Below are 26,877 nucleotides of genomic sequence, written 5' to 3'. Positions count from 1 at the left end.
GAACCGGTGCGGGAGCCGCCGGAGGCGGTAGACATGTCGGATGGCGTACCCCCGAAAGCCTCTCTTCGCCGCGCACGGCGCGGTGGCGACGAGCCACCCGCTGGCGGCGGCGGCCGGTCTGGACGTGCTGCGGCGCGGCGGCAACGCCGTCGACGCGGCGCTGGCCGCCGCCACCACCCTGACGGTGGTGCAGCCACCCTCCAACGACATCGGCGGTGACCTGTTCGCGCTGGTCTGGGACGGCGAGCGGCTGCACGGCCTGAACGCCTCCGGCCGGTCCCCGGCGGCGCTGAGCCGGGAGCGGGTGCTCGCGGCGACCGGCGGGCGGGGTGCGACCCCGGTCGACGCGCTCGGCGGCGCCCAGTCGGTGGGGCCGACGATGCCGGCCCGGGGTTGGCTGCCGGTGACGGTGCCCGGTGCCCCGGCCGGCTGGCGGGACCTGCACGACCGGTTCGGCTCCCTGCCGTTCGCCGACCTGCTCGCCGACGCCGTCGGCTACGCCGAGCACGGTCATCCGGTGTCCGCCGGTACGGCCGCGACCTGGGCGCGGGCCGTCGCCGGGCACGCCGGCCTGGTGGGCGACGAGTACGCGGAGTTCGGCCGGGTCTTCGCGCCGGGTGGCCGGGCGCCCCGGGCCGGCGAGCGGTGGCGCAACCCGGACGCCGCCCGCACGCTGCGGCGGATCGCCGACAGCGGGGCCGAGGATTTCTACCGGGGACGGACCGCGCAGGCGCTGGCCGCGTACGCCGCCCGCACCGGTGGCCTGCTCACCGCCGATGATCTGGCCCGGCACACCTCGACCTGGGTGGACCCGATCCGCGTGCCGTACCGGGGGCACGAGGTCTGGGAGTTGCCGCCCAACGGGCAGGGCCTCGCCGCGCTGCTCGCGCTGGGCGTGCTGGACGGCCTCGACCTGGCCGGCGCGGACCCGGCCGAGCGGCTGCACCGGCAGGTCGAGGCGGTCAAGCTCGGTTTCGCCGACGCGCACGCCCACGTCGCCGATCCGGACCTGGCCGGGGTGCCGACGGCCGCGCTGCTCGCACCGGAGTACCTGGCGGCCCGCCGGGCGCTGGTGGGCGACCGGGCGGGCGACCCGGTGGCCGGGGACCCGGAGCGGGGCGGCACGGTGTACCTGTGCACCGCCGACCCGGGCGGCATGATGGTCAGTCTCATCCAGTCGACGTACCTGACGTTCGGCTCGCACGTGGTGCTCCCCGGGCACGGCTTCGCGTTGCAGAACCGGGGGCTGGGCTTCCGCCTCGACCCGGCCCACCCGAACGTGGTCGGTCCGGCCAAACGTCCGTTCCACACGATCATCCCGGGCTTCCTGACCAGGGGCGGGGCACCGGTCGGGCCGTTCGGCGTGATGGGCGGGCACATGCAGCCGCAGGGGCACGTGCAGCTCGTCTCCGCGACCCTCGACGGTGGGCTGGACCCGCAGGCCGCCCTGGACGCGCCCCGCTGGTACTGGCACGCCGGGCGCACGGTGCTGGTCGAGGAGACGCTGGACCGGGCGACGGTCGCGGGGCTGCGGGCCCGGGGCCACGAGGTCGCCGTCGCGCCCGAGCCGTCGGTCTTCGGGTACGGGCAGGCGATCTGGCGCCGGCCCGGCGGCGGGTACGTGGCCGGCACCGAGTCGCGGGTCGACGGGGCGGCGCTGGGCTGGTGACGGGCGGGCGGGTCAGGCCGGCACGGTCATCCGGTCCCGGAAGGTGGCCCGGTAGCCGTGCGGGGTGGCACCGAGCCGCCGGGCGAAGTGGTGCCGCAGGGCGGCGGCGTCGCCGAACCCGGCCCGGTCGGCCACCGCCTCAACGGTCAACGTGGTGTCCTCCAGCAGCCGCCGGGCCAGCAGCACCCGCTGGTTGGTCAGCCAGTCGTGCGGGGTGGTGCCGGTCTCGGCGCGGAACCGGCGGGCGAAGGTGCGCGGTGCCATGCCCGCCTGCGAGGCCAGTTCGTCGACTGTCACCGGCCGGTCCAGGTGGCCCATCAGCCAGTTGAGCACCGGCTCCAGGGTGGGGGCCTGCGGGGTCCGGGGGATCGGCGCCTCGACGTACTGGGCCTGCCCGCCGTCGCGGTGCGGGGGCACGACCATCCGTCGGGCGAGCCGGGTGGCCGTGGCGGAGCCGTGCTCCTGACGAACCAGGTGCAGGCAGGCGTCGATGCCGGCGGCCGTGCCCGCGCTGGTGATCAACCGGCCGTCCTGCACGTACAGCGAGTTGCACCGGACCCGGGCGCTCGGGTGGCGGCGTTGCAGGTCGTCGACGTGCCGCCAGTGGGTGGTGCACTCGCGGCCGTCGAGCAGCCCGGCCGCACCGAGGGTGAACGCGCCCGAGCAGACGCTGAACAGGTAGGCGCCCCGCTCGGCGGCGTGGCGCAGCGCGTCGAGGACCGCCGGCGGCGCGGTGGTGCCGGTGGCGTGCGCGGGCACGGCGACCAGGTCGGCCTCCGCGACCGGCCCGAGGTCGGCGTGGGGGACGAGGTCGAACCCCGACGAGGTACGCACGGCGGCCCGCTCGGGCCCGCACACCTGGAAGTGGTAGCCGGGAAAGCCGTCGTCGGTGCGGTCGGTGCCGAAGACCTCGGCGAGCACGCCCAACTCGAAGGTGGCGACCCCGTCCATCACCACCACCGCGACCGATCGGAGCATGTGACGAGGGTAACCCGACAGGTGGCAGGAAATCGAGGGGTGATGGCATCCCTGCCACTGTCCGGCGGTCCGGGACAGCCGCAGACTGGGTTGGTCCGGTGCGCACCGGCGGCGAGAACCACCCGAATCCACGCGAAAGCGAGCGCCGCCATGGAGATCCTGTTGTTCCTGCTCTTTCTCGTCCTGCTGGCCGTGCTGTCGGCCGCCGGGATCACCGTCGACAGCCGGGACTCGGCCGACTGGAAGCCGACCGACGGCGGTCGACGCTGGACATCGCGGACGTGCTGCGGCAATTGACTCCTTTCGGCCGGAAATCCCCGGCGGGGCCGCCCCGGAAAGGGGCGGCCCCGCCGACGGGAGGCCGACGGCGTACGGCAGGCTAGGAGTCATGGCAGACGGCTCCTGGTACGACGCCGACATCGACCACGTGATCATCTCGGAGGCGCAGATCCGCGAGAAGACCGCGGAACTGGCCAAGCAGGTGTCGGCGGACTACGCGCACGTCCAGGACGGGCTCCTGCTCGTCTGCGTGCTCAAGGGGGCGGTCATGTTCATGGCCGACTTCTCCCGCGCGCTCGGCCGCCAGGGTCCGCCCGCCGAGCTGGACTTCATGGCCATCTCCTCGTACGGCCAGGGCACCACCTCGTCCGGCGTGGTGCGCATCCTCAAGGACCTCGACCGCGACATCGCCGGCCGGCACGTGGTCGTCGTCGAGGACATCGTCGACTCCGGTCTGACCCTGTCCTGGCTGCTGCGCTACCTGGAGTCGCGGTCGGCCGCCAGCGTCGAGGTCGTCGCCCTGTTCCGCAAGCCCGACGCGGTCAAGGTGCCGGTGCCGGTGAAGTACGTCGGCTTCGACATCCCCACCGAGTTCGTGGTCGGCTACGGGCTCGACTTCGGCGAGCGCTACCGCGAGCTGCCCTACGTCGGGGTGCTCAAGCCGGAGGTCTACGCCCGCTCCTGAACACCACCGGCCGGCCCACTGACACCGGGTCCCGTTCCGGCCCACCTGGCGGTGTCCGTCGAGCCGACGTTCAGCGGGCTCTCAGCTCTGCGGGTTAGCTTAGTGGCGGTGACGTGGCACCCCCGCCGCGTCACGCCGGCTGCCGGCCGGTTCGCCGTACGCGTAAGTGCTGGCCTCGCCAGCTCACTTCTTCCCCATACGGTGTACCGTCGAATGACCGTGGTGCGGCGGTTTCGCACCTCGGGGTCGAGGCCGGCCCGCACGGCGGCCCCGGCCGCCGCCGCAGGCGGCGACACCCACAGTCGGTCAGGACGTCGATCAGGAGGATGCGGGCGTCTCGGCGCTCGACAACAGCATGGAACGTACGCGTTTCTTCCGCCGACCGGTGTTCTGGGTCATCCTGGTCATCCTCGGCGCCGTCGTGCTCAGTCAGGTGTTCACCTCCGGTCCCAGCTACCATCGGGTGGACACGTCCGTTGCGCTCGACCAGTTGAATACGAGCAAGATCGACAAGGTCGTCTTCCAGGACAAGGAACAGACGATCCGGCTCGACCTGGCCGAGGAAGCCGAGTTCGGGGACACCACCACCGACCGGATCGAGGCACAGTTCCCCTACGAGGTCGGCGACGAGGTCTGGAACGAGATCCTCGAGGCCAAGGCGAACAACCGGATCACCGGTCCGGCCGACGTCGAGGTGTCGTCCGACAGCATCTGGGTCAGCCTGCTGGTCAACCTGCTCCCCATCGTGCTGCTGGTGCTCCTGCTGCTGTTCTTCATGTCGCAGATGCAGGGCGGCGGCTCCCGGGTGCTCAACTTCGGCAAGTCCAAGGCCAAGATGATCACCAAGGACACCCCGAAGACCACGTTCGCGGACGTGGCCGGGGCCGAGGAGGCCGTCGAGGAACTGCACGAGATCAAGGACTTCCTGCAGAACCCGGCGAAATACCAGGCGCTCGGCGCGAAGATCCCGAAGGGCGTGCTGCTCTTCGGCCCGCCCGGCACCGGTAAGACGCTGCTGGCCCGCGCGGTCGCCGGTGAGGCGGGAGTGCCGTTCTACTCGATCTCCGGCTCCGACTTCGTCGAGATGTTCGTCGGTGTCGGCGCCAGCCGGGTCCGGGACCTGTTCGAGCAGGCCAAGGCCAACGCGCCGGCGATCGTCTTCGTCGACGAGATCGACGCGGTCGGCCGTCACCGCGGCGCCGGCATGGGCGGCGGCCACGACGAGCGCGAGCAGACCCTCAACCAGCTCCTCGTCGAGATGGACGGCTTCGACGTCAAGGGCGGCGTCATCCTCATCGCCGCCACCAACCGGCCGGACATCCTCGACCCGGCGCTGCTGCGCCCGGGCCGGTTCGACCGGCAGATCCCGGTCGACGCCCCCGACATGGAGGGCCGCAAGGCCATCCTGCGGGTGCACGCCAAGGGCAAGCCGTTCACCCCCGACGTCGACCTCGACTCGGTGGCGCGGCGTACCCCGGGCTTCAGCGGCGCCGACCTGGCCAACGTCATCAACGAGGCCGCCCTGCTCACCGCCCGCAAGGACCAGCGGGCGATCACCAACGACTCCCTGGAGGAGTCGATCGACCGGGTGATCGCCGGTCCGCAGCGCCGCACCCGGGTGATGAGCGACCAGGAGAAGAAGATCACCGCGTACCACGAGGGTGGGCACGCGCTGGTCGCCTGGGCGCTGCCGCACGCCGCGCCGGTGCACAAGGTGACGATCCTGTCCCGGGGTCGCTCGCTGGGCCACACCCTGGTGCTGCCCACGGAGGACAAGTACACCCAGACGCGCGCCGAGATGGTCGACACCCTGGCGTACGCGCTGGGCGGCCGGGCCGCCGAGGAACTCGTCTTCCACGAGCCCACCACGGGTGCCGGCAACGACATCGAGAAGGCCACCCAACTGGCCCGCGCGATGATCACCCAGTACGGCATGAGTTCCAAGCTCGGCGCGATCAAGTACGGCACCAGCGGTGACGAGCCGTTCCTCGGCCGCAACATGGGCCACGAGCGGGACTACTCCGACGTCGTCGCCGCCGAGATCGACGGCGAGATGCGGGCGCTGATCGAGCTGGCCCACGACGAGGCATGGGAGATCCTGGTCGAGTACCGGGACGTCCTGGACAACATCGTGCTGGAGCTGATGGAGAAGGAGACCCTCTCCACCGCCGACATGGCCCGGATCTGCGCGCGGGTGGCCAAGCGGCCGCCGATGGCCCCGTACAACGGCTTCGGCAAGCGGCAGCCGTCCACCGAGCCGCCCGTGCTCACCCCCGCCGAGAAGGACGCACTGAAGGCGCAGGCCCAGGCCGACGGCGCATCCGTCGGCAGCGCCTCCTCGAACAACTCGGACGGTACGCACTGAGCAGCGACGACACGGCGGCCAGCCCTCACCGGGGGCTGGCCGCCTCCGCCACCGAACCCGACAGCGACGACACGATGGACTATGTCGCCGCCCGGCTGATCAGCGGTCGGCTCACCGGCCGCCCGGTCGAGGACACGATGGACCTCGGCCGGATCGAGAAGGCGGTACGCGAGATCCTCATCGCCGTCGGCGAGGACCCGGACCGGGACGGACTCCGGCAGACCCCCGCCCGGGTCGCCCGCGCGTACGCCGAACTCTTCGCCGGTCTCCGGGTCGACCCGGCCCAGGTGCTCACCACCACCTTCGAGGCCAACCACGAGGAACTGGTGCTCGTGCGGGACATCGACGTGATGAGCCTCTGCGAACACCACCTGCTGCCGTTCCGGGGCACCGCACACATCGGCTACATCCCCGGGCCCGACGGCCGGATCACCGGCCTGTCGAAGCTGGCCCGCCTGGTGGAGGTCTTCGCCCGTCGGCCGCAGGTGCAGGAACGACTCACCTCGCAGATCGCCGACCTGCTGATGGACCGCCTGGCCCCGCGCGGAGTCGTGGTGGTGCTGGACTGCGAGCACATGTGCATGGCGATGCGCGGCATCCAGAAGTCCGGGGCCAAGACCATCACCTCGGCGGTACGCGGCACCCTCAAGCACGACGCCAAGTCGCGCGCGGAGGCGATGGCCCTCATCATCCCCCGCTGACGGTGGGGGCGGCGGCCGGGGCCCCGCGCAGCCGTCAGCGGGGCGTCAGGCGGCCAGGAGGGCCAGCAGGAGGACCGTGGTGGCCGCGAGTGCCGGAAGCAGACAGACCAGGGCACCCAGCCGCGCCGTGCGGTCCACCGGCACCGCGGGATCGGAGCCGAACAGCCGCCACACCCCCAACCAGCCCGCCGCGAACGCCACCGCCGGCATGGGCAGCCCGCACACCAGTGCGGCCACCGTGACCGCCCCCGGGCCCGTGACCGCCAGCACCAGCACCTGAAGCAGGGGAACGAGCACCGCCAACGGCCCGTACACCAGCAGGTTCCGCAGCGGCGCAGGCCAACCACCCGGGCGCAGCAGACCGCCCGCCGACAGCGCGGCCTCCGCCGCCTCCGCCCGAACCCGTGCCTCCCGCAGCGCCGCCAGCACCGCCGCCGGCCCGCCCGCGGTCAACCGGGCCGCCTCCTGCAACTCCGGCGGCGACGGGGCCAACGACACCGGCGGTACGTCCAACTCCCGCAGCCTGCCCTCCTGAGGTGCGAGCCGGGTGCGTACCGCCGCCAGTTCCTCCCGGGCCGCCTGCACCGTCCTGGCCTGCTCACCCGCGGCGATCGCCGCCTCCCGGCGTATCCCGTCGAGCTGGCGGGCGGCGGCCAGGTAGTCGACCCAGGCGGCCGACACCGGATCACCGGCCGACGTCGGCGCGTCCGCGCCGGAACGCTGCCGACCCGGCCCCGTCCGCTCCGCCGCGCGGCTCACGACCGCCCCCCCTGCTCGGCGAACTCCCTCTCCTCGGCGAACGGGACCAGCACGAGACCCCGCTCACCCGGACCGTCCCACAACACCGCCCGGTCAGGTCGAGGCCGCCACTCCACGGGGCGGCCGAACACCGGAGACAGCTGCGCCCCCGGCACCCCCGCCGCGACCACCGCCGCCAGTTTGTCCACCGTCTCCTCCGGCTCCAGCAACGCCGCGAACGACGGCACCGTCCGCCACCAACCCAGCAGGTGCCGGCCCGTCGGCGGCCCCTCCCGCAGGAACACCCGCAGCCGAGCCGGGGACAGCTCCGGCACCGGGACGTCCAGACCGAAGGCCACCAGGTAACCCGGCCCGCCCGCGTCCAACGCGGCCAGCAGACCCGGCCCGTCCACCACGTCCACCGGATGCCGCTGCGCGAGATCCCCCGCAAGTGCCTCGGCGAGCGGGCGGGACTCTTCGTCCGGCACCGCCACCACGAACCGCGCCGTTCCCGGCGGGTGGTGGGCGGCAGTGCCGCGTACCGCGGTCGCCAGCAGTCGAGCCGCGACCGGTCGGGGCCCCAGCACGGCCAGGTTACGACCGGCGGCGGGCCCGAACGGCACCGCCACCGTGGTACGCGCGACGTCGACGGCCCGGCCCAGCAGGGCCGCCGGCGACGACTCCCGACCCGCGCAGGCCGACCGCCACCGGGGATCGTTGCACAGTGCCGGCTGTGCGTACCCGGCGAAGACCACCGGCGCGACGGCGTCCGCCGGCCGGGCCGACCAGAGCCCGTGGCGCAGCCGCTCCACCGCCGCCGGATCGTCCTGCGGATCAGGGAACCGCACCATCCGCTCGTGCCCCCGGATAGCTCCCCGTGGGCCTCCCAGCCCGCCCGCCGTGTTCACCACCGCGCTGCCCACCGGCAGTCCCGCCGCCGCATCGTTCCTCGGTTCCAGAACCGCACCCCCGCCCGGCAGCGCCACCCGCACCGGGAACTGCCCGAGCACCGAGTCCCGGCCGCTGTCCGCCCGTGACCCCAGGCCAAGGTCACCCTCGCCGGCCAGCACCAGGTGGACGCCGTACGCCCGCCCGGAGCGGGCCAGCGCGTCCAGCCGGCCGGCGGCGTCGGCGGTCAGCCGGTCCCGCTCGGCGAACAGCAGCGGAAGGCCGTCGACGACGCAGACCACCCGGGGCAACGTCTGGTGCTGGCGCAACTCCGCGAACCGTTGACCGCCGGCCCGGCGGGCGGCCTCCGCACGGCGGTTCACCTCGGCGGTGAGCTGGTCGAACAGGTCCAGCACGTACTCCCGGTCCGCAGCCATCGCCGCCGCCCGGACGTGCGGCACCCAGGACCGGTCCCGTTCGGTCTGGAGGAACTCCACGAAGGACTCACCCTCGGCCAGATCCACCAGGTACAGCGCCAGATCGTCCGGCCCGTACCGGGCGGCCAGGCCGAGCAGCGCCGTGGTCAGGAACGTCGACCGGCAACCCCGCGACCGGCCGCTCACCAACCAGTGCGGAGTGAGTTCCGTGAAGCCGAGCGACACCGGCCGCCCACCCGCGTCGCCCACGGTCGTGGACAACCCGTCCACCGAGTCGGCCTGCCACCAACCCCCCTCGTCCGGCGGCAGCAGATCCGACAGGGCGAGCCGGGAGCCCGCCTCCACCTGCGCGGCGAGCCGTCGACACACCGCCTCGACCAGGCCCGGCGGCGGATCCTCCTCCACCCGCACCGGCGAGTTCAACCCACCCGGCGGCGGTGCGCCGGGACCCGCGAACGAGGTGCCCGGCGGATCCCCGACCAGCGCGTACGCCGTGCGTATCGCCACTGTGGTGGCCCGGGGCAGCGGCGCCCGCCCCGCCGTCGGCCACCCCGCGACCAGCAGATGCAGCCCCGCCGCCGGACCTGCCTCGGCGAGCGCCTCCAGGCGGGCCAGGTCACCGACACCGGCGGACCCGGGCAGCGCGGCGACGACCAGCAGCAGCGACCGGTCATGCCCACGGCGGCCCTCCGGGCCGGGTGCCACCCACTGCTCCGCCTCCGTCAGCACGGCGCGGAACCCGGCGACGTCCGACACCGGCGGCGGCAGCAGTCCCGCGTCGGCGAGTGCCCCGAACGGTGACAGGACGGCCTGTGCGGTGTGCAGCCGGCTCGCGGCGGGCTCGGTGTTCGCGGTGGGCGTCGTGGTTGCCGTGCCAGTTGAGTTCGCGGTGCCAGTTGTGTTCGCGGTGCCTGTCGTGGTTGCCGTGCACGTCGCGTCGACCGCGCGGACCAACAGTGCTCCGGCCGGTGTCGCCGCCAGCAGCCGCAGCAGCACGGCCCGCAGCAGCCCGGCCACCTGTGGATCCCGTGCGTCGGCGTCCACGGTCAGATGGCCGGTGCCGAACAGCGGCACCACCACGGGGAACCGGGCGTCGTCCAGCGGTACCGCCGTGCCCACCCGGACGAAGGGCGGTGGCCCGTCCCCAGCCGGCGCGTCCCAGGACACCGAGTCCAGTGGCGTGCCGGCCCAACCCGGTGCCAGCACGGCCGCCGCGGCACCCAGCCGCTCCGCCACGGCATGCTGTCGATGCTGGTCGGCGGGGGCGGGACGGGTCTCGTCGAGGACCGTGGCGGCGACGACGGCGGTGGCCGCCGCCCGGCGGTGCAGGGCTGCGGCGCGATGCGTACGGGCCTTCGGACCGGCCACCGTCTCCACCCCCTCTGCCGAGGTTGGCAACCCCCGAGCCAGACCGTATCCCAGCCCGAGCCGGCAGCCCGGGAGGTACGACGGCGATGCGCCGAGGTTGTCAGGGATCTCACCGAAGGGCAGCGGTACGTCACGATCCGCTGAATCTGGGGCATTGGGTCCGGGGCGTTTGACCGCTAGCCTCAGGGGGTGGAATCAGTGCCGCCCCCCGCCGGTTCCCAGGTCTCCCGCGTACCGGCGCAACGGACCCCGCCGGAGCAGCCGGCTCCGCCCGTCGCCACGCCGGCACCCCAGCGGCCGAAGCGGCGAATCCGCACGGTGTTGACCGTGGTCGCGGCGGTGGTGGCGACGCTCTGCCTGGGCGGCGTCGCAGTCGGATACGTCCTGTACGACAAGGCAACGACTCCGGATCGCAGCGCCCCGGATGTCGTGGTCGACAACTATCTGCGTGCCTTTCTCGTGGACCGCAACGATGTCCGCGCCGAACTCTTCACCTGCGAAGGCACCAAATCCCCGGGTCCACTCCGAGTGCTCAGGGACGACATCGTGGCGCGTGAACAACGATTCGTCACCACGTTGTCGGTGAGCTGGGGAAGGCTGCGGGTCCAGCGCGAGGGGAACGTCGCCGAGGTGCAGGTAGATCTGATCATCTCGGCTTACGTGGATGGGATCACGCAGAGCGACCGCCAGCCGTGGCGCTTCACGACCAAGCTCGACGACGATTGGCGGGTGTGTTCCGGGAGCAGGGTCTGACTGGTTCATTCGAGCCAGAGCAGATGGACCGGAACCTCCAGGGTGGTCGGTGACTGTCCCCGCCAGGCCCACCGGTACCACTCCATCTCCGGGGTGATGCGGACGCAGATGTCCCCGTCCGTGCCGGAGTAGGTCTCGGTCACGGCCCGCAGGTCCCGGTGTTCGGCCTGGCCGACCACGTGCACGACACGGCGTCCGGTGACCGAGTCGGCCTCGAAGACCGGGGTCGGGGCGCGGTGGGCCGGCGCGTCCAACGACACCAGCCGGACCCCGGGCTCACGCGCACCGGCGGGCGCCGGACGGCTGGACGCGACGGTTTCCACCCACACCCGTTCCACCGGCACCAGCGGGGCGAACACCTCCACCTGGTCCGACTCTGCCCGGTACCACTCGTGCTCGGGGATGACGGGGACGAAGGTGCGGCTGCCCTGCACGACCCGTTCATCGGCCCGCAGGTCGCCGCGCCAGCCGAGGCCGGGCAACCCCACCAGCACCCGCCGACCGCGCAGTTCGACACGGCTGGTTGCGGGTACGACCTCGATCGGCCGGGGCGGCAGCGGTGCCCAGTCCGGCTGGTCGGCGAAGGGGTCGGGCAGCGGTTCGTTCATGAGCTGGCGCTTACCCGGCACCCTTCAGGGGTGCACCCCGGGACCGCATGAACGGCACCGGGTCGATGGCGCTGGCGCTGCTCCGGTCGCCGTCGGTGTGCACCTCGAAGTGCAGGTGAGGGCCGGATGAGTTGCCACTGCTGCCGACCTCACCGATGACCTGGCCGGCCCTGACGTCGTCCCCCTCGGACACGAGCGGCCGGCTGACCAGGTGGCAGTAGCGGGTGACGATGCCCCGGGCGTGCAGCACGTCGACGAACCAGCCGCAACCACCCTTGCCCGGGTAACCGTCGACGTTGCAGCTGAGCCTGCCGAATCGGTCGGGGTCACAGCGGGAGACCAGCACCCGACCGGCGGTGGTGACCCGGATCCGGGTGCCCTTGGGCGCGGCGATGTCGACACCGTTGTGACCGGGCCGGCTGGCCGTGCGGAAGCCCGAGCCGACTCCGCCGGGTATCGGGGCGGTCCAACCGGACGCGGCGACCTCTCCGCCTGCGGCGGAGTCGCAGACGTCCCGGTCACCAACGAGGGTGGTGCGGGCGGCACCGCCGGCGAGAGCGTCGACGATACGGGCCGCCAGGTCCTCGTGCTTGGCGTACGCGTCAGGGAACGCGCTGATCTGCACCCGCTGAGCGGCCCTGGTCAACGGCATGGTCTGCCAGCCAGGCACCTGGACGAGCTTCTCGTAGAACTTCCGGGCGGCGTACTCGGGCGTCATTCGTTGCTCGACGGTGCCCCACGAGGCCCGTTGCTGGAACAGGCCGACGGAGTCGTGGTCGGCGCCGACGCCCTGGTTGGGGATCCGTCTGGACTGGGCGACCGTCCTGTTGGCGAGGTTGAGCAGCCGGGACTCCTGCATCGCGGTCGCCACGGCGACCACCCACCCGCGCGGCGGCACCTTCATCTCCTGACCCACCGTGATGATCACGGCGGCGTTGCGGAGCTGGTTGTCGCCGTAGCCGGGCAGCCGGGGCATGTCGCCGGCGACCTCGACCTTGAAGTCGCCCGTGCATTCCATGCTGGCCGGGGTCAACTGTTCGGCGGCCTCGCCGCCGAGTTCGGTCAGGAAGAAGGCGCCGGTGCCGCCGGTGCAGCAGAGCAGCGCCAGGGTCGCGGTGAGGGCGGCAGCGAGGGCGCCGAGCCGAAGCTTGGGGCGCGGGGGTCGGTTGGCGTCGGTCATTCCTGCTCCCAGTCCACCGCGTCGACGAGCCACCGTCCCTCGGGTGCCACCAGTTCGAGCCGGAGACGCCCGGTGTCGAGCGGGACGAGCGCCTCGACGAAGGTCGTGCTCCGGGGGCGAAGAGTGACCTCACCCGTGACCTCTGCCGCCGGCACCCCTTCCGGTTCGGCTCCGGCCAGCTTCTCGGTCAGCGCCGCACTGGAGAGCGGCCGCATCCCCTCGTGCCACCGTTCGGGGGTCAACCCTGGCCTGCCCAGCCAGGCGAGCGCGAATCTGTCGGCGGTCTGCTCCGGGGTCAACTCACCCGGCCGGGTGCTCGGAGAGGGCGGCGCCAGCGTGGCGAGCACCCCGTCGTCACCCGTCGTTGGATCCACGGTGGTGATCGGCTCGCGGGGACGGTTGCTCAGCCCGGCCGCAGGATCGCCGGGGCCAGCAACCAGCCGCGCGGCCCCGATCACCCCCAACACCAGGACGACGATGCCGAGGGCGACACCGACGCGGGACCGCAGCAACCGGGTGAACAGGAACTCGACAGTTCGCCGCATCGCACTCACCGTGCCTCGGAGCGGATCCGGGGCGTCGGCTTCTCCGGGGTCCGCTCAGCCGTGCCGGGCCGGTAGATGACGAAGGACGGGCTCTCGTCCGGCACGTCTGGTTCCGTCCAGCTCGCCGGTTGCCGCCGTCGAGGCCGGGGTGGCCCGGGTCGGGCCGACTCCCGGCGCTGCTCAGGCACAACAGCCCCATCCGTCGCCGTGCCGTCGTCCGAATGCTCGGGCTCCCGGATCGCTGTGCTGGTGGACACCGGGTCCTCGCGCCGGGCCTCGGGCCGGAGTCGGGTCTGCTCGCCCACCACGCCGCGTCGACGGCCCACGGTGGGCTCGGCCGTCCCGCCGGGCTCCGCCGGGTCGAGCCGTGCCGCGGTGCGCATGTCCCGGAAGAAGCGCCGATGCCAGGAACCGGCCGAGCCGACCGCTTCGCTGCTGTCCTTGCCGCCGAGCTGGGTGATTCGTCGGTACGGGCGCAGCAGCAGCCAGCCGACCACCCCGCACAACCACACCAGCACCACCTGGAGCCAGCCCGGCAGGGTCGGAGTGCTCATGATGAGGTCCACCGCGAACAGGTAGATAGCTGCTCCGGTGCCGAAGATGGCGATGTTGAAGATCGCGGCGACCACAGCGTTGCCCAGCCGGCGTAGACCCGCACTGGCCGGACGGAGCAGCCCGACGGTGCCCAGGATCGGGGCCGCGATCACCGCCCACCGGAAGATCAGGAAGCCCAGCAGCACCAGCAACGACGCGGTCAGGTCGAACATCGCGAACAGCACCGCGGCCAGCACCGCGATGAAACCCGCGCCCACCCGGTCCATGTCCCGGACGCCCTTGAGGTATTCGTAGGCCTCCGGGTCCTCCTGTTCGATCTGCTGTGCCACTCGGGCCCACTGCTGCTGCTTCGCCGCGATGGTGGCGGTTCGGGTCTCCGGGTTGGCGCGGAGCTTCTCCGCCTCGTCCCAGGACAGGGACTTGGCGTCGTAGAGTGCCGCGCCGTACTTCTTGGCGGTCTCGCTGTCTGCGGAACCGAGCACTCCGCGTAGCCAGTTGCGGTAGAGCATCGACTCGGTCGCCGTGTCACTGGCCCGTACCGCCGGGGGTCGATGGTCGACGCAGGCATCTGGATTCGGAACGGCGCACCTGTCCGCCGGGATGTCCCTACTTGCCGGTCCTACGGCGTCGTGGACCACGCCGAGGGTGGTGACCAGTGTGCCGTCGGCCAGGTTGGCGGACTTCACCGGCCACGCGGCCAGGGCTGTCACCGCCACCATCACCAGGACCGCCCAGCCTGCCGTGGTCATCGCGTTGCTCATGTCCGACTGGCGGGACCGCCAGAGCAGGTAGAGCCCGACGACGCACAGGGTGACGATGCCGAAGACGCTGAACACCTTCTGGTAGACCGCCTTGGTCGCCTGGTCGACCAGCGGGTCTGCCCAGTCCCACATGGAACGCGGATCCCAGGCGCGTTCCCGTAGGGCGTTCGACGCGCCGACGACAGCGTTGGCGATCATGAACTCGCCGTTGGCGACCATCGTGGTGAAGCGGTAGTCCGGGTGCAGCACCGAGGACGCGCAGCCGCCGTCGACGTCGTAGGTGATGAAGCTGTAGCCGGCGTAGCCGTAGTCGCTGTAGAGGCCCTTGGGGCCGGGCTGCTTCGCTGAGTCGGGCCGGGAGGCGAACCAGCCTGCGAGGCCCGAGTCCGGGGCACCCGGGGTGGGCGCGTTCCGGCACTTCACGTCGTCCTCAGCGACCGACTTCAGCTTCGCGACGCAGGCGCGGAAGTCGGCCTGCCACTCTGCGGTGGTGCACAGGTCGCTCTGGGCCGCGTATTCGACCGGGGCCGCGTACGCCGGTGTCGGGAGCAGCACCGGCCAGCCGATCGTGGCCCCGGCGATTACGCCGAGCGCGAGCAGGAGCGCCGTGATCCGTGCCCGGGCCCTTGCCATGTCACGCCTCCAGATCCGGCAGGACGGTCGGCAGCACCCCGGCGGCGGCGGCGATGGCGGCGGGGGTGGTGTCGAGGTGGTCCAGCAGCCCCTCGACGTAGGAGACGTCGACGCGGACCTTCTGCACCCGGCCGTCGACGTCGCGCATGACGAACTCGCGGAAGCCGAGCCGGCTGGCGGAGGTCGCGTCAGCAGTGGAGAGCGAGGCGAGGGTGGCCTCGTAGCCGTCGTCGACCGGCACGCGCAGCAGGCGCAGTGCCTCGGACGCGATCTCTGCGTCCTCGGCGATCCGGCCGACGAAGACGGTGGAGACCAGGTTCTGCACGTCGAGTCCGAGGATGTCGCGTGGGTTCTGCGAGGCGACGAGCGCGGCGAGGTTCCACTTGCGGGAGTCCCGGGCGAGGCGTACCAGGAAGGAGCGCCCGGAGCGCCAGCCCTCCATGAAGTGCGCCTCGTCCAGGCCGACCAGCTTGCGGGACGACATCGACCCGCCGTAGCAGCGCCGGACGGCGAGCCGGTGGGCGGTGTGCAGCATGGGTAGGGCGAGGGCCTCCTCGGCCGACCAGTACTCACGTTCGATCTTGAGGTCGGGCAGGCGCAACCCGGCCATGGTGATCACGGTGAGCGCCGCGTCCGCACCGAGCAACCCTTCGGGCGGCCGGCCGAAGAACAGCATGGCCAACGGCATCTCGGCCGTGTCGAGCAGCAGGTTGGCCAGCTCGCGGCCGGCGTCGTCGTCGAGTTGCGCGAGACAGGTGACCACGTCGTCCAGGGTGGAGGTCTCCTCGGCGGGCACCCGGCGGACGGCGTGCCGGAACAGAGTGGCGGTGGACGCCTCCCGGGCCACCTGCGGCGGCACCAGCATCATGCAGATGTCCTGCACCAGCATCCGGCGTTCGGCGCGGGCGTTGGAGACAGCGATCTCGAACTCACGGTCGCCGGCCGCGCCGCTGCCGAACTCGCTGCGCAGTGGTGTCGGGATCAGCGAGTACGGTGCCAGGGTGCCGTGTTCGGAGCCGGTCAGGTTCAGCACCCGCGAGTACGGCCGCAGCTCGGGCATGTTGCACAGCCGGGCCAGCGGGCCGGACGGGTCGAGCAGGGTCACCTGCACGCCACGCCGGGCGGCCAGGTAGCCGAGGGCACCGAGCAGGGTCGACTTGCCGCCGCCGGGCTCGGCGACGAAGACCGCCAACCCGGAGCGTTCCCGGACCTCCATGGGGAAGTGCAGGTCGAGGAAGACGGGCCGGCGGCAGGTGCCGGCGGTACGGCCGATCAGGTCGCCGCGCCGGTCGCCGACGGTGGAGGCGGCCTGCGGCAGCGCGGCGGCGAGCAGGTTGACCGGCATCCGCCGGACGTACCCGGTGTTGGCGATCGGCTCACCGGGGATGAACTCCCGGGCCAGCCAGTCCTGGTTCTTCGGGTGTTGCAGGGAGATGCGCAGCTCCCGGGAGTAGAGCTGGATGAGCCGGCGGGCCCGTTCGAGGCACTCCTCGCGGGTGCGCCCGCCGACGGCGATGCGGTGCCAGCCGTGGGCCCGGGCCGAGTCGACCGGCAGGCCGGTGGTCATCTCGTCGCCGATGACCAGCGCCCGCTTGGCCAGCCGCTCCAGCTCCGGCGGGGCGTCGATGCCGTGCTCGGCGTAGTCGAGCTGCTGGGAGCGGATCATCCGCAGGCGGTGTTCGAGGTTGCGGAAGGAGTCCTTCGAGCCGAGGATGTCGACCCGGGTGGACAGCTCCATGGGCCACGGCAGGCGCTCGTGGAAGTGTAGCCAGGGCTCGTGTCGTTCGGGAATCTCCAGCGGCTCCATCCGGCCCACCGCGAGCACGGCGACGTGCCGCTCCTCGCCGGTCATCCGGTTGACCAGCTTCACCGTCGAGCCGTACGGGGTGCGGTAGCGCTCCACCTGCTCGGTGAGGGCGAGCAGGTCGCCGCGTTCCCACCGCCCGTCGGTGACGGGGGAGAGCGCGCCCGGCGGGGCCATGCACAGGGCGACCGACCGGTAGAGCAGCCACTCCAGTTCCTGGGCCGTGACGCGGCGTCCGCGCATCCCGAACGCCCCCAGCACCTCGTCGAACTGTTCGACGGTGCGGCCGAGTTTGCGTCGCTCGCCCTCGGCTACCCCCCGGCCGAAGGTGCGCAGCAGCCGTTCGGTGAAGGAGTCGCCGAGGGAACGACGGGCGAAGGTGACGCCGAGGTAGGTCTGGCCCTCGGCGTGGTTGACGGACAGCAGGTGCCGTTGCGCGGCCACCAGGTGGTCCGCCCAGGCCGGGGTGCCGGGTACGTCGGGCAGCGGGGCGGCGGTGTGCGCGTCGATGGTGCGCGCCCACTCGTCGGCGGGGAAGGGCCGGGTGGTGCGGCGCAGGTGTAGCCGGAAGCCGGCGAGACCGGCGTACTGTTCGCTGATCGCGGAGAGCAGCGCCTCGCGTTCGGCGTCCGGCCGGAACGCCCAGCGCACCTCGGGCAGCCAGTACCAGGCCGTGACGGTGTTCGGGGTGAAGGTCAGGTGCCCGGCTATCTCGGTGATGGCCAGCTCGATCGACGGGTCACGGTCCCCGAACTTGATCTTCGGTGGGCGGATCCTGACCGGCTTGGTGGGCTGGTTGCGGCGTTCGGCGGGCCGCTTCCGGGCCCGGGTGGCCGGCGGTTCCGCCTCCCGGTGCGGGCTCCGCGCCGGCAGCTCGGCCGGCAGGGCGTCGTGGCGCGGGCTGTGCGGCGTATCGGTGGGGCGCTCGACGGGCGCGGCCGGCGCGAGCCCTCCGGTCGCGTCGACGGGCTGATGCGGAACCCGGGGCCGGGTCGGGGGAACCTCGACGGCGGCCGGCTCGTCGACCGGCCGGAACTGCCTGGTGCGGGCCCGGGGTGGCTCTGCGGTGGACGGCTCGTCGGCCGGCCCGGCCTGCCGCGTGCGGGGCCGGCCCGGTGACGGCTCGGCGGTGGGCGCCGCGTCGGCGGGCCGGGACTGCGCCGGCACGGGCGGCGGGTCGAGCCGGCGGGTGGTGGGTGGGGCGGCGATGGGCGGATCAACCCAGACCGCGTCGACAGGGGAGGCGAAGTTCCGGCTGCCGGCGTCCGGCTCGTGGCCCGTCGGTACGGGCGTCGTGGGAGCCGGCCCGGCGGCGGCGGTGAGTTCGCCGGGGCCGGGTGGCTGCGCCGGAATCGCCGGCTGTTCACGGATCCGCCGGGGCGGGACTGCCGGCCGGCCGTACGCGCCGCCGAACAGGTCGAGGAAGGGGGAGTCGATGTCGGCACCGTCCCGGGTGGCCGGCGGGAGCGGTGCCGGCTCGGTGGGCGGAGTCCGCAGGGGCGCGGGACGGGGTGCCTGGAAGACGCCGACCGCACCGTGCCCGGGGCTGGTGGCCAGCGCGGGGTCGAGCGCGGTCTCGTCGTCCGGGTCGGGCAGGTCGGGGTAGTCGAACGACCGCGCACGGTTACCGTGTGGTGCGGTCGGACGCCCGGCCGGGGAACCCGGCGTGGAGGAGCGGTTCATGCGACTGCCTCGCCCTTGTCGGTGCTCTGCCCGTTCGGCGTACGCCCGGTCATGCCAGCTCCTCACGGATCCTGATCCGGCTGCCGACCAGACGCGGATCGCGCTGTTCGGCGGCCGGCTCCCGGGTGCGCCGCCAGTCGGTCAGCGCGGTGCGGATCACCATGCGCGCCGGCCGGTCCGGATCGACGTGCCGGAAGATGAACGAGGTGGTCACGATGGCGAGGGCGATCTCCCAGGCGGGGAACAGCTCGACCTGCAACGTGAACAGCCAGTGGATGAACATGTAGAGGGGGACGAGCACCATGAACAGCCCGTACTGGGCGTAGGGCAGGTGGACCGGAAGCGTGTAGCCGGGCGGCCCGAGATAGACCAGGCGGGCCCGGTAGATGTCGTCGTCGGTGCGCAGTCGCATCTCTGCCCGCGCCTATTCGAAGATCAGGTCGATCAGGAAGTCGCCGATGAAGAAGAGGGTGGCGGCTCCCGCGATGAAGGCCAGCCCGACGATCGCGATGGCCGAGCTGGTGAGTACTTTGGAGATTTCGCCCCGGCTGGCCCGGCCGATGAAGATGACGCCGAGGACGGCCAGCAGGATCGGTGCGATCTTGCTGGCGAAGAAGGTGACGACACCCTCGGTGTCGATGCCCTTGGGCTCCGGCTCGGCGGCGAGCGGGATCGCGGACGCCAGAGTGGAGAACAGCTGGGCGGTGCCGGACGACGCCGTCTCCATCAGCTCGATGGCGATCACTGAAACCTCCCCAAGTCGCGGCCGGCGTCACCGCGGCGGTGCAGATAGGAATGCCTGGGCGGGAACGGGCTCACTCTCCGCAGCGCTGCGGACCCTGCGTGCGTCACCCGCCACTCAGGGTGGCGAGTTTTGGGCGAATTGCCCCGCTTAGGCCCTCCCTCCAGGCGTCACCATCTCGATGCTGGACGATTCCACAGCGTACGGGCCGGCCCTGTTTGCGACAACCCGCGAGGAGTGTGCCCGACAGGACCTCGGCGTCCGATCGTACACGTGTACGAATGTGCATGTCAGCACCCCCGACCCGGCCCGACCCGGCCCTCCCGTGCGACCGGTACCGTCTAGTCGTGACCGATCTGGTACGGGCCCCGGCCCCGGTGGTGATGGGCGTCCTCAACGTCACGCCCGACTCCTTCTCCGACGGCGGACGCTACACCGACCTCTCCGCCGCGGTCGCACACGGCGTGCGGCTACGCGCCGACGGCGCCCACCTGGTGGACGTCGGTGGAGAGTCCACCCGGCCCGGCGCCGACCGGGTCGACGCGGAGACGGAGGCCGCCCGCGTGCTGCCCGTGGTCCGCGAGCTGACCGCCGCCGGGGTTCCGGTCAGCATCGACACCACCCGCGCCCGGGTGGCCGAGGCCGCCCTGGCCGCCGGGGCGGTCGTGGTCAACGACGTGTCGGGTGGGCTGGCCGACCCCGACATGGCGCGGGTGGTCCGGGATGCCGGCTGTCCCTGGGTGCTGATGCACTGGCGGGGCCACTCCCGGGCGATGGGCGAACTGGCCAGCTACGCCGACGTGGTGGTCGACGTCCGCGCCGAACTGGCCGGCCGGATCGACGAGGCGCTGCGTGCGGGCGTGCCGGCCGACCGCATCGTGGTCGACCCGGGGCTCGGCTTCGCCAAGACCGCCGAACACAACTGGCAGCTCAGCGCCCGCCTGCCGGAACTGCTCGACCTCGGCTACCCGGTGCTGTTCGGGGCCAGCCGCAAGTCCTACCTGGGTCGGTTGCTGGCCGACCCCGACGGGAACCCCCGCCCCACCGCCGGTCGGGAGGCGGCCACCGTCGCCACCAGCGTGCTCGCGGTGGCGGCGGGCGCCTGGGGGGTACGCGTGCACGACGTCCGGGCCACCGTGGACGCTCTCGCCGTCTGGCAGGCCACCGGCAGTCCCCACCTGCACCCCGCCCCCCGCGGCGCCGTTCCCGGAACTGCCGCCGGGATGTCCGCCCACGAGACCCGTCCCGGAGCCGTCCGATGAGCGCGACACCGGCCGACCGCATCCAGTTGACCGGCCTGCGGGCCCAGGGCCGGCACGGCGTGTACGACTTCGAACGCGCCCGGGGGCAGGAGTTCGTGGTCGACGCCGTGCTCGAACTGGACCTGACGCCCGCCGCCCGCACCGACGACGTGGCCGACACCGTCCACTACGGTGAACTGGCCGAGCGGCTGGTCGCCGTGGTCGCCGGGGAACCGGTCGACCTCATCGAGACCCTCGCCGACCGGCTGCTGGCCGTCTGCCTCGCCGACCCCCGGGTCGACGTCGCCACCGTCACCGTCCACAAGCCGGAGGCGCCGGTGCCGCACACCTTCTCCGACGTGGCCGTCACGATGACCAGGCGGCGGGCCAGGTGACCCTGGCCGTGCTGTCGCTGGGCAGCAACCTCGGTGACCGGCTCGCCCACCTGCGCGCAGCCGTGGCGTCGCTGGGCGAGAGCGTCCTGGTCGTCTCGGGGGTGTACGAGACCCCGCCGTGGGGTGACGCCGACCAGCCCGCTTACCTCAACGCGGCGCTGCTGGCGCAGGACACGACGGCGGACCCGCACGACTGGCTGGAGCGGGCCCGCGCGGCGGAGCGGTTCGCGGGGCGCACCCGCGACCCGGCGCGGCGCTTCGGGCCCCGCACCCTGGACGTCGACGTGATCGCCGTGTGGACCGACGACGGCGAGCCGGTGCTGCGCGACGACCCCGAGCTGACCCTGCCGCACCCGCGGGCCCACCTGCGGGCCTTCGTGCTCCGGCCGTGGATCGACATCCAGCCCTACGGCCGACTGCCGGGGCACGGCTGGCTGACCGACCTGCTCACCACCGGTCCGGCTGCCGCCGACGCGCCGCAGCTGCGCCCCCGGCCGGATCTGGCGTTAGAGTCGACGGCATGAGCCAGGCCGAGCCGAGCGAGCTGACGACGACCGGCGCCGGGCCCGGACGGCGGCGACCGGCATGACACAGGCGCAGTCCCGCCCGCCCGGTGGACCGGGCCCCGACGGGCCGCGGATGGGTCCCACCCGCATCTCCACTCTGGTGGTGGCCGCGCTCGCCGCCGCCGCGATCGCCTGGCTGCTGGTCAGTGGCTTCTACCGCGACCTGCCGGATCTGCCCTGGCTGCCGGTGGTGACTCTGGCCGCGCTGGCCGTGCTGGAGGCGTACTTCGCGATCAACACCCGGAGCCGGATCGAGCGGAAACCCGGCCGGGAACCGGTCAACCCGCTGGTGGTGGCCCGGTTCGTGGTGCTGGCCAAGGCGTCCGCACTGGTCGGTGCCATCTTCACCGGGTTCTACGCCGGCCTGACGAGCTGGTTGTTCGTGCAGACCACCCGGGCCGCCACGGAGGACCGACCGGCCGCCGGCGCGGGCCTGCTGGCCTCCGTCGCCCTCGTCGTCGCCGCACTGTGGCTGGAACGGTCCTGCCGGGTGCCCGAGCGCCCGGAGGACGAGCGCGAACCCGACGACTGGGGCGACCACCCCCCTCGACGCTGACCGGGAGGGTTCCGCCCGGGTCGCGGTCGCGGGTACGGTGCGCAGCGACCGGACAGCAATGGCCGCCGCCGGTCCGCCCGCGCGTCGACAGGGGCGGCCCTGGAGGGCGGCAGCATGGGGTACGAGGAACCCGGCCGGGCGGGGCAGCCCGAACCGGCCCCGACGGTGCCGGCCGCGGTGCTGGAGAACGTGTTCGACGACCCCGCGCACGGCGAACCGGGGCGGGACCGGATCGGCGTGCACGTCGTCTGGGAGACGGTGCTGCTGGCCGCTGTGGGTGTCGTGGCGTACCTGCTGTGGCGGGAGGCGCCGGCGACCCTGCGCGGCGACGGGCTGCGAACCCTCCTGGTAGACGCGGTGGCGCTGGGGCTGCTGGCGCTGGCCGCCGGACTGAGCCTGCGGACGGCCGCGGTGAACCTCGCGATCGGTCCGGTCGCTGTCGCCGCCGCCCTGCACGTGGCCGAGCAGGGCGACAACGGTCTGCCGACGGCCCTCGGCCAGGCCGCCGCCGTCGCCGCGCTCGGTGGTCTGGCCGTGGCGCTGGTCGTGGTGGCGCTGCACGTACCGGCCTGGGCGGCGAGCCTCGGCGGCGCGGCGGGGGTGGTCGTCTACATCGAGCAGCGGGCCACCCCGGTTCTGGTGCAGGCCGGTTACGACCCGCGTACCGGGGCGGGGCAGCTGTTCGCCGGCTTCGCCGCCGTGGCCGTGCTGGGCGGCCTGTTCGGGGCGATCCGGCCGGTGCGCCGGCTGGTCGGCCGCTTCCGGTCGGTCGCCGACCCGGCCCGCCGACGCGGCGCGGTGGCCGGTGCCGTGGTGGCCGCGGCGTTCGTCTGCTCGACGGTGATGGCGGTGCTGGCCGGGGCGATCGTCGCGACCGGCGGCGCCGCGACGGTCGCACCCGTCGTCGGGATGGACTGGACGGTGCTCGCGGTGGGCATGGCGCTGCTGGCCGGCACCAGCGGCTACGGCCGACGCGGCGGCGTGTTCGGCACCTTGCTGGTGGTCTGCCTGGTCGTGCTGTTCCTCGAGTACGCCCGGACCCGGGGGTGGGAGGTGAGTCGATGGCTGGTGGGCGGAGCGGCGCTGGGCGTCGGGCTCGCCGTCACCCGGCTGGTGGAGACATGGGGGCGGCCTGCGGCGGGGACAACGGCGGAGCGGCCGTCAGTGGCCGGTGACGGCCGGATCAGCGCCGGCTGGGCGATCCCCCGGGCCGAGTCGGTCGACACGTGGGCACCGGCCGTGCCGGACCGGTCGTTCGAGGGCCCGGCGGACCCGTGGCAGGCGCCGCGCTGGGACACCGGCCCGCGACGGTGGGACGCCGAGGACCGGTGACGCGTCCGGCGCGCCGACGGTGATCTCTGCGGTTAGGCTCGGCGGCATGACCGACACACCTTCACCCGGAACCGGCCGGTCGTTCGCCGAACTCGACGCACTCACCACCGAGGAGTTGCGGGAGCAGGCGTTCGCCCGCGCCCGGGAACGCCGCGACGTCGGGTTCTTCTGGTCGGTGCTGCGTCACCTGCCCAACGCGGACGAGGCGGCGGCCCTCGACGGGGCACCCAACTCCGTCGGGCCGACGGTCGACGAGGCGGTCGCCCTGTGGCGGGAGATGACCGGCCACGGCTACGAGGAGTCGGCGCCGCTGCTGCGGGCCGCCTTCATCGACTACCTGATGAAACACCCGTAGGGTTTCCTCCCGCGACCCGTCGGGAAACAGGTTGATCATGGCGATCTCGAACCGTCCGCGCAGCACCGCCCGGTACGGCACGGCGGCCGGCACGGGCACCCTCGCCGCGCTGGTGCTGGTCGCCGTGTGTGGTAGCCCCGCGTACGTGGCCTGGGCCCAGGACGGCACCGACCCCAACTCGGCGGGCGGCTGGTACCTGCGTCTGCTCGCCTGGCCGGCCTGGCAGCTCGACGCCGGCCCGGAGGGCGGACTGCTGGCCGCCAACCTGCGGGCCGTGCTGCTGGTCGGATTCGCCGCCCTGCTGCTCTACCTCCTGCCGACGCCGCAGGTGGCCCGGGTGCAGGGGTCGGTCGACCAGTTCTGCTCCGGTTGGGGCGCCTACGCCCTGGCCGCCGGCACGGCCTCGCTGCTCGCCGCGTTCCTCGGCCCCGACCCGTCGCTGCTCGGCGCGCTCCAGGCCGCCGGGACCGGCGCGTCGTACGGCTTCCTCGTCGGCTGGATCGTGGGTCTGGCCAGCCTCGGCGGCCGGGCCTGAGCAGCAGGCGGCGTCGGCCGGGCGGATTCGTCAGCCGCCGGGCCGGCCCAGGTCGAGCAGCCCGGCCCGGGTGAGCACTCCCACCGGCCGGTCGTCGTCGAGCACCGCCACCCGGTCCGCCGCCGAGGTGAGCATGACGGCGAGCGCGTCGTACGCCGAGCCGCCCAGCGGCACCGTCGGCAGGTGCTGGTGTCCGGTCCCCGGCATCGGCTCCACCACGTCCCGGGTGACCGGGGTGACCACCAGCCGGCGGATGCCCCGGTCGGCACCGACGAACTCGCGTACGAACGGCGTGGCGGGTGCGCCGAGCAGGACCGCCGGGGTGTCGTACTGTTCCAGCCGCCCGCCCTGGGAGAGCACCGCGATCCGGTCGCCGAGCCGGACGGCCTCGTCGAGATCGTGGGTGACCAGCACGATGGTCTTGCGCACCTCGGCCTGCAGGCGCAGGAACTCCTCCTGCAACCGGGTGCGGGCGATCGGGTCCACGGCCGAGAAGGGCTCGTCCATCAGCAGCACCACGGGGTCGGCAGCCAGCGCGCGGGCCACCCCCACGCGTTGCCGCTGGCCGCCCGACAGTTCGTGCGGATAGCGCCGGCCGTAGCGCGCCGGGTCGAGGCCGACCAGTTCCAGCAGCTCACCGACCCGCTGCCGGGTTCGCTCGCGGGTCCAACCGAGCAGGCCGGGCACGGTGCCCACGTTCGCGGCGACCGTCTGGTGCGGGAACAGCCCGACGTTCTGGATCACGTACCCGATCCGGCGGCGCAGCCGCACCGGGTCGACCCGGGTGACGTCGGAGTCGTCGAGCAGGATCCGCCCGGCGGTCGGTTCGACCAGCCGGTTGACCATCCGCAGCACCGTCGACTTGCCGCAGCCGGACGGGCCGATCAGCACCACCAGTTCGCCGGCCGCGATGTCCAGGCTGAGTTCGTCGACGGCCACCGTGCCGTCCGGGTAACGCTTGCCGATGCCGTCGAGGGTGATCGACGCGGCGCGCTGACCGCCGCCCGTCGGGGTACCGTCCACGTATGTCCTTCCGCCTGAGCTACCGGGCCGACCCGGGCAATCCGTGGTTCTCCTGGCAGTACGTGCGGGACAACTCTGACACGATCCTCGCCGCCGTGCGCGAGCACACCACGCTCACCCTCCGGGCGGTGCTGATCGCCGCGCTGGTCGCGCTGCCGTTGGCGGTCCTGGCGTACTGGTTCCGGCCACTGGCCGGGCCGGTGCTCGCCGTCACCGGGGTGCTCTACACGATCCCCTCCCTGGCCCTGTTCGCGTTCCTCGCGCCCTACCTGGGCATCGGGGCGGTGACCGTGCTCAGCGTCGTGGTGTTGTACGCGCTGCTGGTCATCGTGCGCAACGCCGTCGCCGGGCTCAACCAGGTGCCACCCGAGGTGCGGGAGGCCGCCGAGGGGATGGGGTACGGCCGGTGGGGGCGGCTGTTCCGTGTCGAGTTGCCGCTGGCGCTGCCGGGCATCCTCACCGGGCTGCGGCTGGCCACCGTCTCCACAGTGGCTCTGGTGACGGTGGGTGTGGTCATCGGTCGCGGTGGCCTCGGGCAGCTCATCTTCGCCGGCCTGCAGAACAACTTCTACAAGGCGCAGATCATGACGGGCACGCTGCTGTGTGTGCTGCTCGCGCTGGTGCTGGACCTGCTGCTGGCCGGGGTCGGCCGGCTGCTCACCCCGTGGCTGCGTCGGAGGACGGCGTGAACCCGGTCGAGGCGGCGTACGTCTGGCTCAACGATCCGCTCAACTGGACCAACCCGGGCGGCGTGCTGGACCGGCTCGGCGAGCACCTGTCGATGTCGGCGGCGGCGGTGCTGCTGGGTTGCCTGGTCGCCTGGCCGGTCGGGCTGTGGCTCGGTCACACCGGCCGTGGCGGTGGGCTGGTGGTGCTCGTCGCCAACCTCACGCTGGCCGTTCCCACGCTCGCGCTGCTGGCCATCCTGCCGCTGACCTTCCTCGGCTTCGGCCGGCCGGCGGTGGTGGTGGCGTTGGCCGTCTTCGCGGTGCCACCGTTGCTGGCCAACGCGTACACGGGGGTGCGGCAGGCCGATCCGGAGGCCCGGGACGCGGCCCGTGGGATGGGTTTCTCCGGCGGGCAGGTGCTGCGCCGGGTCGAGTTGCCACTGGCGGTGCCCTACTTGGCGGCCGGGTTCCGCACGGCCGCCGTGCAGGTGGTGGCGACCGCCGCGCTGGCGTCGTTCGTCAACGGCGGCGGTCTGGGGCAGATCATCCGGGCCGGTTTCGGGCTCGACATCGCTGCCGGCCAGGGGCAGATCCTGGCCGGCGGCCTGCTGGTGGCGGGCCTGGCTCTGACGGTGGAGCTGGTGCTGGCGTACGGGGAACGGTTCGCCACCCCCCGCCCGCTGCGCCGCAGCCGGCGACGTGGCGACCGCCGCGCCGCCGACGCGGTCATCGGCGGCTGACCTGCCGCTACCTGGCGGCGTTCTCAGGGCACACCGCCCGGGTGGTGCCGACGCCGGGTGACGATCCGGTGACGAACGCCGCCCTGGGTTGTCG

General features: G+C 73.1%; 26 protein-coding genes. 15 read left to right on the top strand and 11 right to left on the bottom strand.

Features of this window, described 5'->3' with window-relative positions; translation table 11 throughout:
• The first annotated feature begins 40 nt into the window (after nt 1-40).
• Nucleotides 41-1,669, top strand: coding sequence for a gamma-glutamyltransferase family protein (locus GA0070616_RS10730; RefSeq protein ID WP_091080279.1), 1,629 nt, complete (start codon nt 41-43; stop codon nt 1,667-1,669).
• Between the two features lie 12 nt (nt 1,670-1,681).
• Here GA0070616_RS10730 and GA0070616_RS10725 read toward each other — a convergent pair whose 3' ends face one another.
• On the bottom strand, nt 1,682-2,647 hold the full coding sequence (locus GA0070616_RS10725) for a GlxA family transcriptional regulator (RefSeq protein WP_091080275.1): 966 nt from the start codon (nt 2,645-2,647) through the stop codon (nt 1,682-1,684).
• 150 nt (nt 2,648-2,797) lie between these two features.
• On the opposite strand from GA0070616_RS10725, the gene GA0070616_RS28050 reads away from it, so the two are divergent.
• From GA0070616_RS28050 to folE, 4 genes are all read left to right on the top strand, one after another.
• Nucleotides 2,798-2,944, top strand: a complete 147-nt coding sequence (locus GA0070616_RS28050) for a hypothetical protein (protein WP_175440033.1) — start codon at nt 2,798-2,800, stop codon at nt 2,942-2,944.
• 91 nt (nt 2,945-3,035) lie between these two features.
• On the top strand, nt 3,036-3,611 hold the full coding sequence (gene hpt, locus GA0070616_RS10720; RefSeq protein WP_091080271.1) for a hypoxanthine phosphoribosyltransferase: 576 nt from the start codon (nt 3,036-3,038) through the stop codon (nt 3,609-3,611).
• A 355-nt stretch (nt 3,612-3,966) separates the two neighbouring features.
• On the top strand, nt 3,967-5,976 hold the full coding sequence (gene ftsH / locus GA0070616_RS10715) for an ATP-dependent zinc metalloprotease FtsH (RefSeq protein WP_091080267.1): 2,010 nt from the start codon (nt 3,967-3,969) through the stop codon (nt 5,974-5,976).
• 35 nt (nt 5,977-6,011) lie between these two features.
• Complete coding sequence (gene folE, locus GA0070616_RS10710; RefSeq protein ID WP_091090447.1) at nt 6,012-6,677, top strand: GTP cyclohydrolase I FolE; 666 nt, start codon at nt 6,012-6,014, stop codon at nt 6,675-6,677.
• Nucleotides 6,678-6,722: 45 nt separating this feature from the next.
• On the opposite strand, the gene GA0070616_RS10705 is transcribed toward folE, so the two are convergent.
• Both GA0070616_RS10705 and GA0070616_RS10700 read right to left on the bottom strand, forming a co-directional pair.
• Nucleotides 6,723-7,436: a hypothetical protein gene (locus GA0070616_RS10705; protein WP_091080264.1), complete on the bottom strand. Its 714-nt coding sequence runs from the start codon at nt 7,434-7,436 to the stop codon at nt 6,723-6,725.
• Nucleotides 7,433-10,117, bottom strand: coding sequence for an FtsK/SpoIIIE domain-containing protein (locus tag GA0070616_RS10700; protein WP_091080260.1), 2,685 nt, complete (start codon nt 10,115-10,117; stop codon nt 7,433-7,435). Before GA0070616_RS10700 ends, GA0070616_RS10705 begins: the two co-directional genes overlap by 4 nt.
• 189 nt (nt 10,118-10,306) lie before the next feature.
• Between GA0070616_RS10700 and GA0070616_RS10695 the strand changes: the two genes are divergently transcribed.
• A complete protein-coding gene (locus GA0070616_RS10695; protein WP_091080257.1) occupies nt 10,307-10,861 on the top strand; it encodes a hypothetical protein in 555 nt (184 codons plus the stop codon).
• A gap of 5 nt (nt 10,862-10,866) precedes the next feature.
• On the opposite strand, the gene GA0070616_RS10690 is transcribed toward GA0070616_RS10695, so the two are convergent.
• From GA0070616_RS10690 to GA0070616_RS10660, 7 genes are read right to left on the bottom strand one after another with little or no spacing between them, the layout of a single operon-like run.
• Nucleotides 10,867-11,469 (bottom strand): hypothetical protein, encoded by a 603-nt coding sequence (locus tag GA0070616_RS10690; protein WP_091080252.1) that lies wholly within the window; start codon nt 11,467-11,469, stop codon nt 10,867-10,869.
• 10 nt (nt 11,470-11,479) lie between these two features.
• Nucleotides 11,480-12,649 carry a M23 family metallopeptidase gene (locus tag GA0070616_RS10685; RefSeq protein WP_091080248.1) on the bottom strand — a complete coding sequence of 390 codons (1,170 nt, stop codon included), beginning with the start codon at nt 12,647-12,649 and terminating at the stop codon, nt 11,480-11,482.
• A complete protein-coding gene (locus tag GA0070616_RS10680) occupies nt 12,646-13,203 on the bottom strand; it encodes a hypothetical protein (protein WP_091080244.1) in 558 nt (185 codons plus the stop codon). The genes GA0070616_RS10685 and GA0070616_RS10680 overlap by 4 nt, the downstream gene beginning before the upstream one ends.
• Complete coding sequence (locus GA0070616_RS10675) at nt 13,200-15,143, bottom strand: MFS transporter (RefSeq protein ID WP_091080241.1); 1,944 nt, start codon at nt 15,141-15,143, stop codon at nt 13,200-13,202. Before GA0070616_RS10675 ends, GA0070616_RS10680 begins: the two co-directional genes overlap by 4 nt.
• Nucleotide 15,144: 1 nt before the next feature.
• Nucleotides 15,145-18,630, bottom strand: a complete 3,486-nt coding sequence (locus GA0070616_RS10670) for an ATP-binding protein (RefSeq protein ID WP_091080237.1) — start codon at nt 18,628-18,630, stop codon at nt 15,145-15,147.
• A 49-nt stretch (nt 18,631-18,679) separates the two neighbouring features.
• Entirely contained in the window at nt 18,680-19,042 is a 363-nt protein-coding gene (locus tag GA0070616_RS10665) for a hypothetical protein (protein ID WP_091080233.1), read from the bottom strand.
• 12 nt (nt 19,043-19,054) lie between these two features.
• The gene (locus GA0070616_RS10660; RefSeq protein WP_091080229.1) at nt 19,055-19,375 is read right to left on the bottom strand and encodes a hypothetical protein; all 321 of its coding nucleotides are present in this window, start codon (nt 19,373-19,375) and stop codon (nt 19,055-19,057) included.
• A 344-nt stretch (nt 19,376-19,719) separates the two neighbouring features.
• Between GA0070616_RS10660 and folP the strand changes: the two genes are divergently transcribed.
• From folP to GA0070616_RS10625, 7 genes are all read left to right on the top strand, one after another.
• Complete coding sequence (folP, locus tag GA0070616_RS10655; protein WP_091080226.1) at nt 19,720-20,634, top strand: dihydropteroate synthase; 915 nt, start codon at nt 19,720-19,722, stop codon at nt 20,632-20,634.
• Nucleotides 20,631-21,008, top strand: coding sequence for a dihydroneopterin aldolase (gene folB, locus GA0070616_RS10650; protein WP_091080222.1), 378 nt, complete (start codon nt 20,631-20,633; stop codon nt 21,006-21,008). The genes folP and folB overlap by 4 nt, the downstream gene beginning before the upstream one ends.
• Nucleotides 21,005-21,532: a 2-amino-4-hydroxy-6-hydroxymethyldihydropteridine diphosphokinase gene (gene folK, locus GA0070616_RS10645; protein WP_091080218.1), complete on the top strand. Its 528-nt coding sequence runs from the start codon at nt 21,005-21,007 to the stop codon at nt 21,530-21,532. Before folB ends, folK begins: the two co-directional genes overlap by 4 nt.
• Before the next feature lie 61 nt (nt 21,533-21,593).
• Nucleotides 21,594-22,130 (top strand): DUF3180 domain-containing protein, encoded by a 537-nt coding sequence (locus tag GA0070616_RS10640; RefSeq protein WP_091080214.1) that lies wholly within the window; start codon nt 21,594-21,596, stop codon nt 22,128-22,130.
• A 114-nt stretch (nt 22,131-22,244) separates the two neighbouring features.
• Entirely contained in the window at nt 22,245-23,462 is a 1,218-nt protein-coding gene (locus GA0070616_RS10635; protein WP_091080211.1) for an ABC transporter permease, read from the top strand.
• A gap of 46 nt (nt 23,463-23,508) precedes the next feature.
• A complete protein-coding gene (locus tag GA0070616_RS10630) occupies nt 23,509-23,817 on the top strand; it encodes a hypothetical protein (RefSeq protein ID WP_091080208.1) in 309 nt (102 codons plus the stop codon).
• A 37-nt stretch (nt 23,818-23,854) separates the two neighbouring features.
• Complete coding sequence (locus GA0070616_RS10625) at nt 23,855-24,352, top strand: hypothetical protein (protein ID WP_091080205.1); 498 nt, start codon at nt 23,855-23,857, stop codon at nt 24,350-24,352.
• 30 nt (nt 24,353-24,382) lie between these two features.
• Here GA0070616_RS10625 and GA0070616_RS10620 read toward each other — a convergent pair whose 3' ends face one another.
• On the bottom strand, nt 24,383-25,375 hold the full coding sequence (locus GA0070616_RS10620) for an ABC transporter ATP-binding protein (protein ID WP_091080201.1): 993 nt from the start codon (nt 25,373-25,375) through the stop codon (nt 24,383-24,385).
• A gap of 2 nt (nt 25,376-25,377) precedes the next feature.
• Here GA0070616_RS10620 and GA0070616_RS10615 point away from each other — a divergent pair, with 2 nt between their 5' ends.
• Together GA0070616_RS10615 and GA0070616_RS10610 are read left to right on the top strand one after the other, a co-directional pair.
• Nucleotides 25,378-26,064 carry an ABC transporter permease gene (locus GA0070616_RS10615; RefSeq protein WP_091080198.1) on the top strand — a complete coding sequence of 229 codons (687 nt, stop codon included), beginning with the start codon at nt 25,378-25,380 and terminating at the stop codon, nt 26,062-26,064.
• A complete protein-coding gene (locus GA0070616_RS10610; protein ID WP_091080194.1) occupies nt 26,061-26,783 on the top strand; it encodes an ABC transporter permease in 723 nt (240 codons plus the stop codon). The genes GA0070616_RS10615 and GA0070616_RS10610 overlap by 4 nt, the downstream gene beginning before the upstream one ends.
• Nucleotides 26,784-26,877 lie beyond the last annotated feature (94 nt).

Origin of the sequence: Micromonospora nigra (genome assembly GCF_900091585.1) — a bacterium.
GTDB lineage: Bacteria > Actinomycetota > Actinomycetes > Mycobacteriales > Micromonosporaceae > Micromonospora > Micromonospora nigra.
Note: the sequence above shows the minus strand (reverse complement) of the source record. Positions and strands in the feature narration are given on the sequence as shown.

Coding starts and splice junctions, on each gene's coding strand:
- GA0070616_RS10730 (WP_091080279.1), top strand. CDS start 41: ATGGCGTACCCCCGAAAGCCTCTCTTCGCCGCGCACGGCGCGGTGGCG.
- GA0070616_RS10725 (WP_091080275.1), bottom strand. CDS start 2,647: ATGCTCCGATCGGTCGCGGTGGTGGTGATGGACGGGGTCGCCACCTTC.
- GA0070616_RS28050 (WP_175440033.1), top strand. CDS start 2,798: ATGGAGATCCTGTTGTTCCTGCTCTTTCTCGTCCTGCTGGCCGTGCTG.
- hpt (WP_091080271.1), top strand. CDS start 3,036: ATGGCAGACGGCTCCTGGTACGACGCCGACATCGACCACGTGATCATC.
- ftsH (WP_091080267.1), top strand. CDS start 3,967: ATGGAACGTACGCGTTTCTTCCGCCGACCGGTGTTCTGGGTCATCCTG.
- GA0070616_RS10690 (WP_091080252.1), bottom strand. CDS start 11,469: ATGAACGAACCGCTGCCCGACCCCTTCGCCGACCAGCCGGACTGGGCA.
- GA0070616_RS10685 (WP_091080248.1), bottom strand. CDS start 12,649: ATGACCGACGCCAACCGACCCCCGCGCCCCAAGCTTCGGCTCGGCGCC.
- GA0070616_RS10675 (WP_091080241.1), bottom strand. CDS start 15,143: ATGGCAAGGGCCCGGGCACGGATCACGGCGCTCCTGCTCGCGCTCGGC.
- GA0070616_RS10670 (WP_091080237.1), bottom strand. CDS start 18,630: ATGAACCGCTCCTCCACGCCGGGTTCCCCGGCCGGGCGTCCGACCGCA.
- GA0070616_RS10665 (WP_091080233.1), bottom strand. CDS start 19,042: ATGCGACTGCGCACCGACGACGACATCTACCGGGCCCGCCTGGTCTAT.
- folB (WP_091080222.1), top strand. CDS start 20,631: ATGAGCGCGACACCGGCCGACCGCATCCAGTTGACCGGCCTGCGGGCC.
- GA0070616_RS10640 (WP_091080214.1), top strand. CDS start 21,594: ATGACACAGGCGCAGTCCCGCCCGCCCGGTGGACCGGGCCCCGACGGG.
- GA0070616_RS10635 (WP_091080211.1), top strand. CDS start 22,245: ATGGGGTACGAGGAACCCGGCCGGGCGGGGCAGCCCGAACCGGCCCCG.
- GA0070616_RS10630 (WP_091080208.1), top strand. CDS start 23,509: ATGACCGACACACCTTCACCCGGAACCGGCCGGTCGTTCGCCGAACTC.
- GA0070616_RS10625 (WP_091080205.1), top strand. CDS start 23,855: ATGGCGATCTCGAACCGTCCGCGCAGCACCGCCCGGTACGGCACGGCG.
- GA0070616_RS10615 (WP_091080198.1), top strand. CDS start 25,378: ATGTCCTTCCGCCTGAGCTACCGGGCCGACCCGGGCAATCCGTGGTTC.